Genomic DNA, 15710 nt, shown 5'->3' on the forward strand with positions numbered 1-15710 from the left:
AAGACCGTGTCCAGTGATATTAAAGTGGGGGACGATTTGGCCGATGTGGCGCGTGATTGGCGCATACGTTGATTTTTATATTTTATTTTTGATGTTGTGGGCGACGGGTTTTGCAATGTCTTCAAATTCTGAATATGTTTTTATTGCATGAACTATTAATAAACCTGATGTGGGATAAAGTGACTTGCTGATTATTGGGTCGAAGCTGAAAGCGAAGTAGCGCCGGACAAAAACGCTCCGGCCTTATTCCTTCCAGCGCCTACATCAAAACAATATCGTATTGCTCCTGACTCAGATTCGACTCCACCTGCAGCGAAACCGGCTTGCCGATAAAGTCCATCAGCATGGCCAGATGCTGTGACTCTTCCTCCAGAAACAGATCAATGACTTGCTGCGACGCCACCACGCGAAACTCGCGCGGATTGAATTGCCGCGACTCGCGCATGATTTCGCGCAACACGTCATAACATACCGTTCGCGGTGTTTTAACCTGACCCTTTCCGTCGCAAGTCGGGCATGGCTCGCACAACACATGCGCGAGCGACTCGCGCGTGCGCTTTCGCGTCATTTCCACCAGGCCAAGCTGAGAAAATCCATTGACCGTCACACGCGTCCGATCCCGCGACAACGCCTTTTTCAATTCGCCGAGAACCTGATCGCGATGCTCGACGTTCTCCATATCGATGAAATCGATAATGATGATCCCGCCCAGATTCCTTAGCCGCAATTGCCGGGCAATCGTATGAGCCGCTTCGAGATTGGTTTTGAAGATGGTGTCGTCGAAATTTCGGGCGCCCACATAACCGCCCGTATTCACATCGATAGTCGTCATGGCTTCAGTCTGATCGATCATCAGATAACCGCCGGACTTCAAGTCCACGCGCCGTGACAATGCCCGCTGAATCTCGGCTTCAATGTTATAGAGATCGTAAAGCGGCCGCTCGCCCGCATAGTGATGCACGCGCGAAGCCACAGCCGGCGTGAACTCGGCAGCGAAATCCGCAAGCATTTGATAAGTCTCGCGCGAATCGACTTGAATGCGCGAGGTTTCATCGTTGACGAAATCGCGCAATACACGCTGCGCCAGATTCAGATCCTGATGCAGCAACGAAGTCGGCGCCACGCGCTGAGCCTGCGCGACAATCGTTGCCCAGGTCTTGCGCAGATACGCGACATCGGCGGCGAGTTCTTCGCTCGTTGCATCTTCCGCAATCGTGCGCACTATATAGCCGCCTTTTTCGTCCACCGGCAAAACCGCCGTGAGCCGCGCGCGAATGGCCTCGCGCTCGGCTTCGCTCGCGATCTTCTGCGAAATCCCGATATGTGGTTCTTGCGGCAGATAAACCAGCGTGCGTCCCGCGATGCTTACCTGCGTGGAAAGCCGCGCGCCCTTCGTGCCGATAGGATCCTTCACCACCTGCACCATCAGCGCCTGCCCTTCGAACACGATCTTTTCGATAGGAATATGCGGCGCGCTCGAATGCGTTTCGCCAGCAATGCGCGGATGCCAGATATCGGCCACATGCAGGAACGCAGCCCGCTCGAGTCCGATATCGATAAACGCTGACTGCATGCCCGGCAGCACGCGCACGACCTTGCCGAGATACACATTGCCAACACGCCCGCGCGACAGGGTGCGCTCGACGTGAAGCTCTTGCACCGCGCCTTGCTGAACGAGGGCAACGCGGGTTTCCTGCGGTGTGACGTTGATCAGGATTTCTTCGTTCATGGACGGTTTAGAAGTCGACGCGCGCCACGCGCAGGAGTGCGGCTGTTTCGAAAAGAGGCAGGCCCATGATACCCGAATAGGACCCTTCAATCCGTTCGATAAACGCCGCCGCGCGTCCCTGAACGCCATATGCACCGGCCTTTCCGAGGGGTTCGCCGGTGGCGGCGTATCGTTGCAGTGCAGCACGCTCGACGGCCGCAAAACGCACGAGCGAACGCGACAGGACTGGCTCGAGCAACTCGCCTTCGGCGTTGAGCACGGCGAGCGCCGTCAGCACTTCGTGATCGCGTCCGCAAAGACGTTCGAGCATTGCGACGGCATGCCCGGCGTCGTCCGGCTTGCCCATGATGTCGCCATCGAGCGTGACGGTCGTATCGGCGACGAGAATGGGCGAGGAAACATGCGTACCTTCCAAAAGGCGAGCACGCGCGGCATGTGCCTTGGCCACGCAAACGCGAAGAACATAGGTATCGGCGGCTTCGCCAGGACGCTCGGCTTCCAGTGCTTCGGCGTCTTCATCCGGGCGCGGCAGCAGCAGTTCGTATTTCACGCCGAGTTGCTGCAACAACTCGCGCCGCCGTGGACTTTGCGATGCGAGATAAACAAACGGATACGTGATCGATGGCATTCAGGCAATCCTCGAAGCGCACGCGCCAGCGGCTCAGCGCATCGATGCTTCAATGGGCCAGTTGCCGTTCACGCGCGATGATAGGGGTGATTTTGCGTGATGCTCCACGCGCGATAAAGCTGCTCGGCCAACAGCACGCGGACCATCCCGTGCGGCAGCGTAAGGCTCGACACACGCAGCAAGACTTCAGCACATGCCTTGACTTGCGGGTCCAGACCGTCCGCGCCGCCGATCACGAAGGCCACGTCCCGGCCATCTTGCTGCCAGTCAGGCAGGGCGCCGGCGAGTTGCATCGTGGTCCAGTCGCGGCCGCGTTCGTCGAGCACGATCAGACGGGCGTTCTTGGGCAACGCCGCCTCGATGCGCACGCGCTCCGCCGCCATTACGCTCTCGGCGTTACGGCCTGACGAGCGCTGTTCTGGCTTGATCTCGCGTAATTCGATACGCAGCTCGGGCGGCATGCGTTTCGCGTATTCGTCGAAGCCGGTGGCGATCCAGTCGGGCATCTTGTGGCCGACTGCGAGGATATGAAGTTTCATGGCAGCGTAGCGCGTACGAACTGCCCGCTTTCAAGCGAGGCGGCGCGTTCGCGGCGATCCAGGCTCAGCGGCGCGTGGTCTTGCGCGCCGGCCTGGCGGCCGGTTCCTCGTCTTCGTCGTCCTCGTCAGCCGTGACACGCGCGCCGCCGAATCCGCCGGCACTTTGCAGTTTCACGCGGACCGGCTTGTCGCCCCAGACTTCTTCGAGGTTGTAGTACTGGCGCAATGCCGGTTGCAGGATATGGACAACGGCGTCGCCGCAATCCACCAGCACCCATTCGCCGATTTCCTCGCCTTCGGTGCTGATGACGTCGCCGCCCAGTTCCTTGACCTTTTCGCGCACGCTGTTCGCAAGCGCCTTGGTCTGACGATTCGACGTCCCGCTCGCCACGATCACGCGGTCGAAAAGGGCGGTCAGGTGAGTGGTGTTGAACACCTTGATGTCCTGCGCCTTGACGTCTTCGAGACCGTCGATGATCGCGCGTTGAAGCTTTTGAATTTCCATATTTTTACCGATGGTACAAGTGGTGTTGAACAATATAGTCCCATACGGCGGACGGTACATGACTGTCGGCTGCGATCTTGCCTGCCGCGTGCGCTTCGAGGCGCTCGCCAAGCTGCTCGCGAATCTCGGTCGCGGACACTTCCAGCGTCAGCGCCGAATCAATCAGCAGATGGCCGTGCGGCGTGGACTGGAGCACTTCTGCCGTGGCGCTGCGAGCCGCAATTTCACGGGCCACGGCGGGCGACACCGTGGAGATATCGAAGCCCGCGCGCGTCTCCACGCACACGTGCGCAAAGTCGAACAGGCGCTTCCAGTCGCGCCAGGAATCCAGATGCACGAGCTGATCAGCTCCGATCAGGAGCGCCAGCGAGGCATCTTCGCCCTCACGTTCGCGCCAGCGCGCCAGCGTTTCCACGGTGTAAGTCGGGCCATCGTGATCGATTTCATCGGTCGCGACGGTCACCTCCATGCCTTCAATACGTAGCGAATCCGCTGCCGCGCGGGTCATCGCGAGCCGGTGGTGCGCTGGCGTAACGTCTTTTTTTTGCCACGGCTGGCCAGCGGGCAGCAGGACGAGTTCAGTGAGATCGAGCAGCTCGGCAAAACGCCGCGCGAGCGCCAGGTGAGCGTCGTGGATCGGGTCGAACGTGCCGCCCAGCAAGCCGACACGTCGAGCACAAGGAAGATCGGGTTTCAGTGGACTGTCCTCTTGGGGGACGGAGCACAAAGGTTGTAGCGCGAATTTCTCATATTCCCGTGGCTATTTAAACCCACTCTCGCGCTGTGAGGAAATCCGAATAAAGCCGCGCTTCGGGCGTCCCGGCTTCCGGTGTCCAGTTGTAGCGCCATGTAACCGCCGGTGGCATCGACATCAGGATGGATTCCGTACGGCCGCCGCTTTGAAGTCCGAACAACGTGCCGCGGTCAAATACCAGGTTGAATTCGACATAGCGGCCGCGCCGGTAGGTCTGGAATTCCCGCTCTGCTTCGCCATACGGCGTGTCGCGCCGACGTTCGATGATTGGCAGATACGCGCTCAAAAAACTGTCGCCGACACCGCGCATCATGGCGAAGGCTTCGTCGAAGCCGGGTTCGGCGACATCATCAAAGAAAATCCCGCCGATACCGCGCGCTTCATTGCGATGCTTGAGATAAAAGTACTCATCGCACCATTTCTTGAAACGCGGGTACAGATCTGCGCCGAACGGAGCGAGCGAATCGCGGCACACGCCGTGAAAATGGCGTGCGTCTTCCTCGTAGCCGTAATACGGCGTCAGATCCATTCCGCCGCCGAACCAGAACAACGGCGTTTCGCCGGGTTTCGTCGCGATCAGGAGGCGCACGTTCATATGCACGGTCGGGCAATGCGGATTGCGCGGGTGCATGACAAGCGACACACCCATTGCCTCGAAGCCGCGACCGGCCAGTTGCGGGCGCGCCGCACTCGCCGAAGGCGGGAGGGAATCGCCAGCCACGTCTGAAAAACCAATGCCGCCGCGCTCGAAAAACTGGCCGCCTTCGAGAATCCGGGTGCTTCCGCCGCCTCGCAGCCGCTCTTGCGGCCCACGCTGCCAGGAATCGACAGCGAATTCGGTGCCATCGAACGCGCCGAGCGTCTCCGCGATCTGCTTTTGCAAACCGGTGAGATAGGTGCGCACAGCGTGTACGTTGTGGGTCGAATCGGTCATGGTGCTGCTTTGTTTTCTGGTATGCGGGACGGGCGGGAAGGCGTTTGCCTGCTCTCGCTTCGTTTGTTCTAAAAACGCACTGCCGGACGCGAAGGTCCGGCAGTGCTGTGCCTGATTGCTGCTGATGATTTGCGGCGCCGGCTACGCGAGCCGTTCAGCGATGCGCAATCAGCTTTGCCGATCCGGCGCCTTGCGATTGAGCGCCCGATATCCAATGTCCCGGCGATACTGCATGCCGTCGAACGTGATCTGATTGATCGTATCGTAGACGACGGACTGCGCGCCGCGAACCGAATCCGACAGGCCGACCACACACAAGACGCGTCCGCCCGACGTGGTGAGCTTGCCGTTTTCCAGCGTGGTTCCCGCATGGAAAGTCACGGCTTCCGGCGTTTCCGCCGGGATGCCGCTGATCCGGTCGCCCTTGCGCGGCGCGTCCGGATAGTTATGAGCCGCGAGCACCACGCCCAGAGCCGTGCGCCGGTCCCATTCAATTTCGGCCGTCGCCAGCGTCCCGGCGATTGCCAGTTCAACGACCTTCGAGAAATCGCCCTTCAGGCGCGCCATGATCGGCTGCGTTTCGGGGTCTCCCATGCGGCAATTGAATTCGAGCGTTTTCGGGTTGCCGTGCGCGTCGATCATCAGACCGGCGTAAAGAAAACCGGTGTAGCGGATGCCTTCCTGCTCCATGCCGCGCACGGTCGGCAGGATGATTTCGCGCATCACGCGGGCGTGCAACTGCGGCGTGACAATGGGCGCAGGCGAATACGCGCCCATCCCGCCGGTGTTGGGACCCTTGTCGCCGTCCAGCAGGCGCTTGTGGTCCTGGCTCGACGCCAGCGCCAGCACATGCTTTCCATCCACCATGACGATAAAGCTCGCTTCTTCGCCATCCAGGAATTCTTCGATCACCACGCGCGCGCCGGCGTCGCCCAGCTTGTTGTCGGCGAGCATGGAATCGACCGCCGCGTGCGCCTCTTCCAGTGTTGTAGCCACGACCACGCCTTTGCCCGCGGCCAGCCCATCGGCCTTGATCACGATTGGCGCGCCTTTGGTATCGAGATACGCGTGCGCGGCGGCGATGTCCGTGAACGTTTCGTATTCGGCTGTGGGAATGGCATGGCGTTTCATGAACGCCTTGGCGAAATCCTTCGAGCTTTCCAGTTGCGCCGCTTCTCTGGTCGGGCCGAAAATCTTCAGGCCCCGTGAGCGGAACAAGTTCACGATACCCGCGGCCAACGGGCCTTCAGGGCCGACCACGGTCAGTGCGATCTGTTCTTTTTCAGCGAAATCGGCGAGCGCGGCGGGATCGGTAATATCGACATTCAGCAGACGTTCGTCCTGAGCCGTACCGCCGTTGCCCGGCGCGACATAAACCATCTGCACGCGCGGCGACTGTGCGAGCTTCCACGCGAGCGCATGTTCGCGACCGCCGGAACCGACGACGAGTAACTTCATTTAAACCTCGAAGACCTTAAGAAATTCGTGGCGGCTGGCGAAACGAAGCGGTTGCGTTTCTTCTGAACCGTTTCGCCGCGCCTCCGCGGTTTTTGCTTTGCTGCGTTCCGAATGATTGCCACTGGCCACCGGGCAATTGAGAAGCGGAAAGCGCTCGCGCCGTTTGTGGCTGCGTCACACGACTTCCTGCTGTCAAAACGCCGCTAGCGGCTTTTTTGTGCACATTCGAATTCACTGCTGAACGCGCATGCACCAATCGGGCCAGAAGTGCATGCGGCGCTTGGCCTTCGGGTACTGTGATTTCCCGTGCGGGAAATCAAGCGCCTCACCAGCTCGCCATCATTCTTCGTCGATTGTTGCGTTCGTATAGACTTCCTGCACGTCGTCCAGATTTTCCAGCGCGTCGAGCAATTTCTGCATTTTCGCAGCGTCTTCGCCGGTGAACTCGACTTCGGTCTGCGGTTTCATGATGACTTCGGCAACCTCGGCCTTGAATCCAGCTGCTTCCAGCGCATCTCTCACTTTCTGAAAGTCATTGGCCGGACACACTACTTCAATACTGCCGTCCTCGTTTGTCACCACGTCGTCCGCGCCCGCTTCGAGCGCCGCTTCCATCAGCTTGTCTTCTGACGTGCCGGGGGCAAACAGGAACTGGCCGACATGGTCGAACATGAACGCAACCGACCCGTCCGTGCCCATGTTGCCGCCGAACTTCGAAAACGCGTGGCGCACTTCCGCGACCGTGCGGGTCCGGTTATCCGTCATGGTGTCCACTATGATCGCCGCGCCGCCAATGCCGTAGCCTTCGTAGCGGATTTCTTCATAGGTCGCGCCGTCAACACCGCCTACGCCGCGCTGGATCGCGCGGTTGATGTTGTCCTTGGGCATGTTGGCGTCGTAGGCCTTTTCGACGGCAAGCCGCAGACGCGGATTGGTGTCGATTTCTCCGCCGCCCATGCGCGCCGCGACCTGAATTTCCTTGATAAGACGCGTCCAGACCTTGCCACGCTTGGCATCGGTCGCTGCTTTCTTATGCTTGATGTTGGCCCATTTTGAATGACCCGCCATACCTTTCTCCATCGCGCGCGAGTTTTTCCCGCACGCCTGTGTGTCAATGTCGCCGCCTTGTACAGCTATCCCGCGCAGCGTTTTGCGCCGGCCGGCAACCTGTTCGGCTGTCTGTGCAGCAGGCTCGCCGGTGCCGAAGATTGTGCGGTCGCGAGAGTACATTTCGCCCGAATTTCGTCGCAAACCGTGCCCTGGCTGGTCGAGCCGTAACGTTTCAGCAACGAGGATTGCGTTGAATCCGTACCTTTCGGCCTTGCACCGTGCATTTGGCGGACCCGAATTTTATCATGGCGCGCTGGGCCAACAGGCTTTGGCCCTACATTGGTCACGCGCAAACTCGCGGACCTGTCTTCCTGTTCGTCAGTTCTTGGTGCCGAACAGCCGGTCGCCGGCGTCGCCCAGACCCGGGACGATGTACGCGTGTTCGTTCAGATGAGAGTCGAGCGAGGCCACGTAAAGCTTTACGTCGGGGTGGGCGTCGGAGAAGACTTTCACGCCCTCGGGAGCCGCGACCAGCGCCACGAAGATGATGTTTTCTCCCAGCACTTTGCGCCGCTTCATGACGTCGACCGCGTGCACTGCGGAATAGCCGGTTGCGAGCATGGGGTCGCACAGGATGAACACGCGCTCCTCCAGGTCGGGCGGCAGGCGCACGAGATACTCGACCGGCCGGTGATCTTCCGCCCGATACACGCCGATGTGCCCGACGCGGGCCGACGGAATCAGGTCGAGCAAGCCATCCGACATGCCGATGCCCGCGCGCAGCACAGGCACGATAGCGAGCTTTTTACCCGCGATAACCGGAGAGTCGATGCTGACCAGCGGCGTCTCGACCCGCTTTGTGGTGAGCGGCAGGTTGCGGGTGATTTCATACCCCATCAGCAAGGTGATTTCGCGCAGCAGCTCGCGGAACGTGCGCGTGGACGTGTCCTTGTCCCGCATATGCGTCAGCTTGTGCTGGATCAGCGGGTGATTGAGGATGAAAAGATTCGGAAAGCGGCTGTCCTGGTTCATGGCGTTTCGCGCGGTTGCCGCGGCATTAAATGTGGATTCGGGTGGTGCATGTGTTGCAAATTGTTCGATGCAGGAGCCGCGTTGGATCAGCTTGTCCGAACGCACATTCGGGTTCCCGAGTGCGCGAGCGGGGTGGTTATCGAGTGCCGAGCTTAGGCAGTGCCGCCAGTTTACCCAAATTAGACGTGCTAAAACCGGAGATTGCGGACGATAGGCCATCCGGTCTATTGCGCGGCCGACGCCCAATCCCTCATTCTTCTAGAATTGCATCACGCGATCCAATGCGCCGGATGGCGAGCCGGATTGCAAGCCAGGAATCGGCCCGATACTGATATCCGGCTCGAGCGGATGCGAATCTGTTGAAGCGGGCAACTACAAAGGGGCAGCGATGGACATGGGAATCAAGGGGCGCACAGCGCTCGTGTGCGCGGCAAGCAAAGGTTTGGGGCGCGGTTGTGCCGAAGCGCTCGCCGCCGAGGGGGTCAATCTGGTGATCGTGGCGCGCACGGCCGGACCACTGGAAGAGACGGCCGAACACATCCGGACGAGCTATGGCGTGAACGTGACGCCGGTGGCTTGCGACATCACGTCTGCCGAGGGGCACGCTGCGGCGCTCGCTGCCTGTCCGGCACCTGACATTCTCGTGAATAACGCGGGCGGGCCGCCGCCGGGCGATTTCAGGCAGTTTTCCCGGGACGACTGGATCAAGGCGCTCGACTCGAACATGCTGACGCCGATCGAGCTGATCAAGCAGACGCTCGACGGCATGATCGAACGCGGTTTCGGTCGGATCGTGAACATCACGAGTTCGTCGGTGAAGGCGCCTATCGATGTGCTCGGTTTGTCGAACGGAGCGCGCTCGGGGCTGACCGGGTTTATCGCGGGACTGTCGCGAAAGGTTGCGGCAACCGGCGTGACGATCAACAACCTGCTGCCAGGCTCCTTCGACACTGACCGGCTCATCACCACGTTCGCTGCGGACGCCAAGGCAAACAACATTACCGTGGAAGAAGCGAAGAAACGCCGGATGGCCAAGTTGCCTGCCGGCCGCTTCGGCTCGCCGGAAGAGTTTGGCCGGGCGTGCGCGTACTTGTGCAGCGTTCACGCGGGCTACATTACCGGGCAGAACCTGCTGATCGACGGCGGCGCATATCCGGGCACGTATTGATAACGGAGAGACTTTCGATGAACCCACGCGTCGCGTTGATCGCGCACGACATGAAGAAGGACGACATCGTGGCGCTCGCCGGCGAGTTTGCCGACACGCTTGCGCAGTGCCGGCTGCTCGCAACCGGCACGACCGGCGCGCGTATCGCGGCAGCCCATGGACTCGAGGTGGAGCGCAAGCTTTCAGGGCCGTTCGGCGGCGACTTGCAGATTGGCGCGGAGTTGGCGGAGGGCCGGGTAGACGTAGTGATCTTCCTGCGCGACCCGATGACGCCACAGCCGCACGAGCCCGACATCAATGCTCTGGTGCGCGCCTGCGACGTCCACAACGTCGCGTGCGCCACAAATCTTTCAACAGCCCGCATGATCCTCGACGACCTGAAGCTCCGGCTAGATCGGGCCGCGTAGGCCAGGCTCAGCGGGACTTGCTGTTCATTGGACGCGTAAGCGTCCGAAACATGGAGACAATGGTGACAAAAGCAATTCGATTCGAAAAAACGGGCGGTCCTGAAGTATTGAAATGGGTCGATGTGGAAGTGGGCGCGCCGGGCAAGGGCGAAATTCGCGTGAAGCATCATGCGGTGGGCCTGAACTATATCGATGTGTATTTTCGTACCGGCCTTTATCCCATGCCGCTGCCGGGTGGGATTGGAATGGAAGCGGCGGGCGATGTCACCGCGGTCGGCGAGGGCGTGACCAACTTCAAGGTGGGCGACAGGGTGGCCTATGCCTCGCGGCCACCGGGCGCCTATGCCGAAGAGCGGGTCATGTCGACGCAATATGTGGTGAGCCTGCCCGATACCATCGGCTACGAGGACGCCGCTTCCGTGATGCTGCAAGGTCTGACCGCGCAATATTTGCTGCGCAGGACATATCGTGTGAAAGCGGGCGACACCGTGCTGATTCACGCAGCGGCCGGCGGGGTGGGCATGCTGGCCTGCCAGTGGGCAAAAGCGCTTGGCGCAACGGTGATAGGTACGGTTGGATCGGACGAGAAGGCGGCGCTCGCGAAGGCGCATGGTTGCGATCATCCGATCGTCTACACCCGCGAGGATTTCACGAAGCGCGTGCGCGAAATCACGAATGGCGCGGGCGTTCCCGTGGTCTACGATTCGATCGGCAAGGACACGTACACGGCCTCGCTTGACTGCCTCGCGCCTCTCGGCATGTTCGTGAGTTTCGGCAACACGTCGGGTCCATTGCCGCCAATTGATTCATCGGAGTTCGCGGGGCGCGGCTCGCTTTATTTCACCCGCCCGACGTTGTTCAGCTATATAGCCAAGCGCAGCGATCTCGAGGAAATGGCAAGTGAACTCTTTGATGTACTGACGAAGGGCCAGGTCAAAACGAGCGTGCGGCAGCGTTATCCGTTAGCCGATGCGGCAAAAGCTCATGAGGACCTGGAGGCACGGCGGACAACCGGGTCCACAATCTTATTGCCTTGAACGAATGAACGGGGCGGACTGACGCGTGCCGCCCGTTGTGTTTACGCGTTTTTTATACGTGCGGATGGACATTTGATCCGGTCTTTATGCCAATACGCTTAATGTTCGGGCCATCGCGCATTACCCAGCATAACGGATAACCCGGCACACCTCATGGCCGAATGGCGGAGCATACAAGTCACGCCCAGGTAAGCATACTGGGACATGCCGTATATCGACGCTTTTTGAATTCAACGTCGAAGACACTCATGCTTGCCATCAAAGCGAGCGCGCCTGAACGCCAGAACATGAACCGCCCGAACCCAGACGAACTGCTCGACAAGCTGCAAAGAGAGGAAGAAAAGCGTCATCGCGGGCGGCTGAAGATATTTTTTGGCGCATCGGCGGGCGTGGGGAAAACCTACGCCATGCTGCTCGCCGCGCGGCGGCGAAAAGAGCAGGGCGAAGACGTGGTGATCGGCATCGTGGAAACGCATGGCCGGACAGACACGGCGGCGCTGACCGAGGATTTGGAGCAACTGCCGCTGGCGCCGATCATGTACCGCGGCCATGCACTGCAGGACTTCGATCTCGACGGTGCGTTGCTGCGCCATCCGCAACTGATTCTGGTCGATGAGCTCGCGCATTCGAACGTCCCCGGCGCGCGTCACCTGAAGCGCTGGCAGGACGTACATGAGTTGCTGGACGCGGGTATTGACGTCTACACCACGGTCAACGTGCAGCATCTGGAAAGCCTGAATGACATCGTGGGCCAGATCACGCAGATCCGGGTATTCGAGACGGTTCCCGACCGGGTGCTGGATCAAGCCGATGAAGTAACGCTAGTCGACCTCCCGCCTGAAGAACTGCTTGAACGGCTGCGCGACGGCAAGGTTTACATGCCGCAGCAGGCGGAACACGCTGTTCGCAACTTCTTTCGCAAGGGCAATCTGATTGCGCTGCGAGAACTCGCGTTGCGCCGTACGGCGGATCGCGTCGATGCCCAGATGCGCGAGTATCGGGCTGATCGATCCATCGAACGCATCTGGCAGGCGCGCGATCGGCTGGTGGTCTGCATAGGCCCGGGACCAGAAGCGCCTACGCTCGTGCGCGCTGCGGCGCGGCTCGCGGCAAGCCTGCGTTCCGACTGGATCGCGGTGTACGTTGAAACGCCACGCCTGCAAAAGCTTTCCGATGCCCTCCGCGAACGCACGCTTGCAGCGCTCAAGCTGGCGGCTGAGCTTGGCGCGGAGACAGTCACGCTGGCCGGCGCGGATGCCGTTGCCACATTGATTGGTTATGCCCAGGCGCGCAATGCATCGAAGCTCGTGGCGGGAGCGTCGGCGCGGCGCGGGTTCGGGCGTTGGCTAAAACGCCCGTTCGGCGAGCGGCTGGCGGAACGGGCTGGTGACCTGGACCTCACGCTGATTCGCGCGCGCGAAGACGGAAAAGGCGCAACCCGCCCGCCAAGGGAGGAAGGCAGCGGGACGCACTGGCGCGACGCATTGAGCATGGCGCGTGAGCAACGCACCGCGCCACGCGGCTATCTGTATGCCGTTGCTATTTGCGCGGTCATCACGGCGCTCGCCAGCCAGATTCGTGATCGCTTCGATCTGGCCAATCTTGTCATGTTGTATCTGGTCGGCGTGATCTACACGGCGGCGCGAATCGGGCGCGGTCCGGGCGTGCTCCTGTCCTTCCTGAGCGTGGCGGCGTTCGACTTTTTTTTCGTGCCGCCGCGCATGTCGTTGTCGGTCACGGACACGCAATATCTGCTGACTTTTACCGGCATGCTGCTGACCTCGCTGGTGATCAGCCACCTCACGTCGAGCCTGCGGCGCGAGGCGCGCGTCGCATCGAAGCGCGAGCGCCGTACAGGCGCCATGTACGCCATGGCCCGGGAACTCGGCGCGGCGCTCGCGACCGAGCAGATCGTGGGTATCGGCATGCGACATGTGAGCGAAGTGTTTCGCGCGAAGGTTGCCATCCTGCTGCCCGATTCCGCCGATAAAATCCGCCAGAAGCTCGATCCCACGGAGCCGGTGGCCGCGGCGTGGCTGCTTGCGCAAAGCGCGCTTGACCTGGACGTCGGTCAATGGGTCTACGACCAGCAAAAGCCGGCTGGGCGCGGGACCGACACGCTGCCCGCCGCCGCAGCGCTTTATCTCCCGCTGAAAGCGCCGATGCGCACGCGCGGCGTGCTGGCGGTAGCGACCCACAACGTCAATGAACTCGATGTCCCCGAGCAAAAACGCATGCTCGACGCGTTCGCCGCGCAGATCGCGCTTGCGCTCGAACGCGTGCATTACGTGGACATTGCGCGCGATGCGCTTGTGAGCATGGAGTCCGAGCGGCTGCGCAATTCGCTGCTGTCCGCCATCTCGCACGACCTGCGCACGCCGCTCACGACCATCGTCGGCTTTGCGTCCATGCTGGCCGAGGCGCATGGCGACGCCCGTTCGCCGGCAAATGCCGAGTTGATTTCCGCCATCCACGACGAATCGCTGCGCATGACGAGTATCGTCACGAACCTGCTCGACATGGCGAGGCTGCAGGCAGGCGGCCTGCGCTTGAACCTGCAATGGTCGCTGCTCGAAGAAACGGTAGGGGCGGCGTTACGCGCGTGCAGGCGTGTGCTGGATGGCCGTCCGGTCGAGGTTCTGTTGCCGCCGGACCTGCCTTTCCTGCAACTCGACGCCGTGCTAATGGAGCGGCTCTTCTCCAATCTGCTTGAAAACGCCGCGAAATATACGCCGCCGCGCTCGAAACTGGTGATCGGCGCCGAAAGCATCGATGTGGGCGGCAAGCCTTTCGTGCGCGTTTATATCGAGGATAACGGTCCGGGTCTTCCGGCAAACATGGAGGACCGCGTCTTCGAGAAATTCACGCGTGGAGAAAAGGAGTCGGCGAAACCGGGTATCGGCCTTGGGCTTTCGATTTGCCGTGCGATCGTGGAGGCGCACGGTGGTACGATCGGCGCGAATAACCGCCTCGGTAACGGTACAAACGGGAGTGGCCCGAACGCACACATAGAAGGCGCGCGCTTCTGGTTCACGTTGCCGGTTGCTCCGCCGCCACCGGTCCCGGCTTTCTCCGATGAAGCCGAACAAGACTTCATCGATTCCGCTTCGTCCCGCCCGAAAAGTTCATGAGCGAACCCACCCTTACTGTCGTGCTGATCGAGGACGAAAAGCAGATTCGCCGCTTCGTGCGGGCATCGCTGGAAGCTGAAGGCATCACCGTGCATGAAGCTGAAACGGGCAAGCAAGGTCTGGTGGAAGCGGCCACGCGCAAGCCCGATTTATTGATCGTGGATCTAGGTTTGCCCGACACCGACGGGCTTGATGTGATCCGCGAACTGCGAAGCTGGACGGAACTGCCGGTGATCGTGCTGTCCGCGCGCACGCAGGAAGAAGAGAAGGTGGCTGCACTCGATGCCGGCGCCGATGACTACCTGACCAAGCCCTTCGGTGTGTCGGAATTGATGGCACGGATTCGTGCGCATTTGCGGCGGCGTAATCAGGCTGCGTCGAACGAGTCGCCGCTGGTGAAATTCGGCGAGGTTTCCATCGACCTTGGTCTGCGTCAGGTCACGCGAGCGGGCGCGCCCGTGCATTTGACGCCCATCGAATACCGGCTGCTTTCCACGCTTGTCCGGCATGCTGGCCGGGTATTGACGCATCGCCAGTTGCTGCGCGAAGTGTGGGGGCCCTCGCACGTGGAAAGCCACCACTACCTGCGCATCTACATGGCGCATCTGCGGCAGAAACTCGAGCGCGACGCCGCGCAGCCGGAGCACATTGTGACGGAAACGGGCGTGGGTTATCGGCTGGTCGGAGCGGTTTGAACGGTATTGAGCGCCGCGTCTATGGGCGTGTCGCCGCCCACAAACCCGATCACCTCATCGCGCACGCCTCGTGTAATGCACGCTACCGTGACGCGCGCCACGTCCTCGCGTGAAACCGGCAAAGTGCTGGCGTTGCGAGTGGTTGCAAGGGCGATCGTTCCCCGCCCAACTTCGTCGGATAGCGTGCCCGGCCGCAAGATGACGTAGGGAACGCCGCTTGCCTGCACGTAATCATCGGCTTCGCGTTTCATCTTCGAATAGTGCTTGAGCTGAAGCGTGCTTGATTCCGGCCAGTAAGCCGAGATCGCGCTGATCACCACGAGTTGCTGCGCGCGGCGGCGCTTGGCGTAATCGGCCGTGTGCTGGACGGCGTCGCGGTCGATGGCGCGCTCTTCGTTCACACCTTCGCTCTCCGCCGACCCCGCCGCGTAGATGACGTGCGTGACGTCGTCGAAGGCGTGGGAGAAATCGTGCGTCAGATCGCCCAGCACGATCTGCGCGCCCAGCGCCGCGAACTCGCCGCGCTGGGCCGACTTGCGCAGCAAGACCTTGAAGGGAAGAGATGCGGCGCGCAGTTGCCGGGCAACGTGGCGGCCGGTGCGGCCATGTGCGCCGATGAGCAGGACTTTCATCGCTGAAATGC

The 15710-nt window shown here is 61.0% G+C and carries 16 protein-coding genes; 6 read left to right on the forward strand and 10 right to left on the reverse strand.

Going from position 1 to position 15710, the window contains the following annotated elements; genetic code table 11:
• Positions 1 to 259 precede the first annotated feature (259 nt).
• The 8 genes from rng to ACRWA7_RS21455 form a co-directional block, all read right to left on the reverse strand.
• On the reverse strand, positions 260 to 1729 hold the full coding sequence (rng, locus tag ACRWA7_RS21420; RefSeq protein ID WP_060816966.1) for a ribonuclease G: 1470 nt from the start codon (positions 1727 to 1729) through the stop codon (positions 260 to 262).
• A 7-nt stretch (positions 1730 to 1736) separates the two neighbouring features.
• The gene (locus ACRWA7_RS21425) at positions 1737 to 2357 is read right to left on the reverse strand and encodes a Maf family protein (protein WP_438395930.1); all 621 of its coding nucleotides are present in this window, start codon (positions 2355 to 2357) and stop codon (positions 1737 to 1739) included.
• A gap of 68 nt (positions 2358 to 2425) precedes the next feature.
• Positions 2426 to 2896 (reverse strand): 23S rRNA (pseudouridine(1915)-N(3))-methyltransferase RlmH, encoded by a 471-nt coding sequence (rlmH, locus tag ACRWA7_RS21430; protein WP_438395932.1) that lies wholly within the window; start codon positions 2894 to 2896, stop codon positions 2426 to 2428.
• A 64-nt stretch (positions 2897 to 2960) separates the two neighbouring features.
• Positions 2961 to 3401, reverse strand: coding sequence for a ribosome silencing factor (gene rsfS / locus ACRWA7_RS21435; protein ID WP_438395934.1), 441 nt, complete (start codon positions 3399 to 3401; stop codon positions 2961 to 2963).
• A 4-nt stretch (positions 3402 to 3405) separates the two neighbouring features.
• Complete coding sequence (locus ACRWA7_RS21440; protein WP_438395935.1) at positions 3406 to 4062, reverse strand: nicotinate-nucleotide adenylyltransferase; 657 nt, start codon at positions 4060 to 4062, stop codon at positions 3406 to 3408.
• Positions 4063 to 4165: 103 nt separating this feature from the next.
• Positions 4166 to 5089 carry an oxygen-dependent coproporphyrinogen oxidase gene (gene hemF, locus ACRWA7_RS21445; protein WP_438395936.1) on the reverse strand — a complete coding sequence of 308 codons (924 nt, stop codon included), beginning with the start codon at positions 5087 to 5089 and terminating at the stop codon, positions 4166 to 4168.
• A gap of 168 nt (positions 5090 to 5257) precedes the next feature.
• On the reverse strand, positions 5258 to 6547 hold the full coding sequence (purD, locus tag ACRWA7_RS21450) for a phosphoribosylamine--glycine ligase (RefSeq protein WP_438395937.1): 1290 nt from the start codon (positions 6545 to 6547) through the stop codon (positions 5258 to 5260).
• Positions 6548 to 6886: 339 nt separating this feature from the next.
• Positions 6887 to 7615: a YebC/PmpR family DNA-binding transcriptional regulator gene (locus ACRWA7_RS21455; protein WP_438395938.1), complete on the reverse strand. Its 729-nt coding sequence runs from the start codon at positions 7613 to 7615 to the stop codon at positions 6887 to 6889.
• On the opposite strand from ACRWA7_RS21455, the gene ACRWA7_RS21460 reads away from it, so the two are divergent.
• Positions 7604 to 7825 carry a hypothetical protein gene (locus ACRWA7_RS21460; protein ID WP_438395939.1) on the forward strand — a complete coding sequence of 74 codons (222 nt, stop codon included), beginning with the start codon at positions 7604 to 7606 and terminating at the stop codon, positions 7823 to 7825. The genes ACRWA7_RS21455 and ACRWA7_RS21460 overlap by 12 nt on opposite strands.
• Positions 7826 to 7975: 150 nt before the next feature.
• Here ACRWA7_RS21460 and upp read toward each other — a convergent pair whose 3' ends face one another.
• On the reverse strand, positions 7976 to 8629 hold the full coding sequence (gene upp, locus ACRWA7_RS21465; protein WP_060817179.1) for a uracil phosphoribosyltransferase: 654 nt from the start codon (positions 8627 to 8629) through the stop codon (positions 7976 to 7978).
• A gap of 388 nt (positions 8630 to 9017) precedes the next feature.
• Here upp and ACRWA7_RS21470 point away from each other — a divergent pair, with 388 nt between their 5' ends.
• From ACRWA7_RS21470 to kdpE, 5 genes are all read left to right on the forward strand, one after another.
• Entirely contained in the window at positions 9018 to 9797 is a 780-nt protein-coding gene (locus tag ACRWA7_RS21470) for an SDR family oxidoreductase (RefSeq protein ID WP_060816959.1), read from the forward strand.
• Between the two features lie 17 nt (positions 9798 to 9814).
• Positions 9815 to 10204 (forward strand): methylglyoxal synthase, encoded by a 390-nt coding sequence (locus ACRWA7_RS21475; RefSeq protein WP_438395942.1) that lies wholly within the window; start codon positions 9815 to 9817, stop codon positions 10202 to 10204.
• Positions 10205 to 10266: 62 nt separating this feature from the next.
• On the forward strand, positions 10267 to 11241 hold the full coding sequence (locus ACRWA7_RS21480) for a quinone oxidoreductase family protein (protein ID WP_060817178.1): 975 nt from the start codon (positions 10267 to 10269) through the stop codon (positions 11239 to 11241).
• 287 nt (positions 11242 to 11528) lie between these two features.
• Positions 11529 to 14372, forward strand: a complete 2844-nt coding sequence (locus ACRWA7_RS21485; protein ID WP_438396737.1) for a DUF4118 domain-containing protein — start codon at positions 11529 to 11531, stop codon at positions 14370 to 14372.
• Entirely contained in the window at positions 14369 to 15067 is a 699-nt protein-coding gene (gene kdpE, locus ACRWA7_RS21490; RefSeq protein WP_060816957.1) for a two-component system response regulator KdpE, read from the forward strand. The genes ACRWA7_RS21485 and kdpE overlap by 4 nt, the downstream gene beginning before the upstream one ends.
• On the opposite strand, the gene ACRWA7_RS21495 is transcribed toward kdpE, so the two are convergent.
• A complete protein-coding gene (locus ACRWA7_RS21495) occupies positions 15043 to 15699 on the reverse strand; it encodes an SDR family oxidoreductase (RefSeq protein ID WP_438395943.1) in 657 nt (218 codons plus the stop codon). The genes kdpE and ACRWA7_RS21495 overlap by 25 nt on opposite strands.
• Positions 15700 to 15710 lie beyond the last annotated feature (11 nt).

Source organism: Caballeronia sp. DA-9 (assembly GCF_051615025.1).
GTDB lineage: Bacteria > Pseudomonadota > Gammaproteobacteria > Burkholderiales > Burkholderiaceae > Caballeronia > Caballeronia sordidicola.

Coding starts and splice junctions, on each gene's coding strand:
- rng (WP_060816966.1), bottom strand. CDS start 1,729: ATGAACGAAGAAATCCTGATCAACGTCACACCGCAGGAAACCCGCGTT.
- ACRWA7_RS21425 (WP_438395930.1), bottom strand. CDS start 2,357: ATGCCATCGATCACGTATCCGTTTGTTTATCTCGCATCGCAAAGTCCA.
- rlmH (WP_438395932.1), bottom strand. CDS start 2,896: ATGAAACTTCATATCCTCGCAGTCGGCCACAAGATGCCCGACTGGATC.
- rsfS (WP_438395934.1), bottom strand. CDS start 3,401: ATGGAAATTCAAAAGCTTCAACGCGCGATCATCGACGGTCTCGAAGAC.
- hemF (WP_438395936.1), bottom strand. CDS start 5,089: ATGACCGATTCGACCCACAACGTACACGCTGTGCGCACCTATCTCACC.
- purD (WP_438395937.1), bottom strand. CDS start 6,547: ATGAAGTTACTCGTCGTCGGTTCCGGCGGTCGCGAACATGCGCTCGCG.
- ACRWA7_RS21460 (WP_438395939.1), top strand. CDS start 7,604: ATGACCCGCCATACCTTTCTCCATCGCGCGCGAGTTTTTCCCGCACGC.
- ACRWA7_RS21455 (WP_438395938.1), bottom strand. CDS start 7,615: ATGGCGGGTCATTCAAAATGGGCCAACATCAAGCATAAGAAAGCAGCG.
- upp (WP_060817179.1), bottom strand. CDS start 8,629: ATGAACCAGGACAGCCGCTTTCCGAATCTTTTCATCCTCAATCACCCG.
- ACRWA7_RS21470 (WP_060816959.1), top strand. CDS start 9,018: ATGGACATGGGAATCAAGGGGCGCACAGCGCTCGTGTGCGCGGCAAGC.
- ACRWA7_RS21475 (WP_438395942.1), top strand. CDS start 9,815: ATGAACCCACGCGTCGCGTTGATCGCGCACGACATGAAGAAGGACGAC.
- ACRWA7_RS21485 (WP_438396737.1), top strand. CDS start 11,529: ATGAACCGCCCGAACCCAGACGAACTGCTCGACAAGCTGCAAAGAGAG.
- kdpE (WP_060816957.1), top strand. CDS start 14,369: ATGAGCGAACCCACCCTTACTGTCGTGCTGATCGAGGACGAAAAGCAG.
- ACRWA7_RS21495 (WP_438395943.1), bottom strand. CDS start 15,699: ATGAAAGTCCTGCTCATCGGCGCACATGGCCGCACCGGCCGCCACGTT.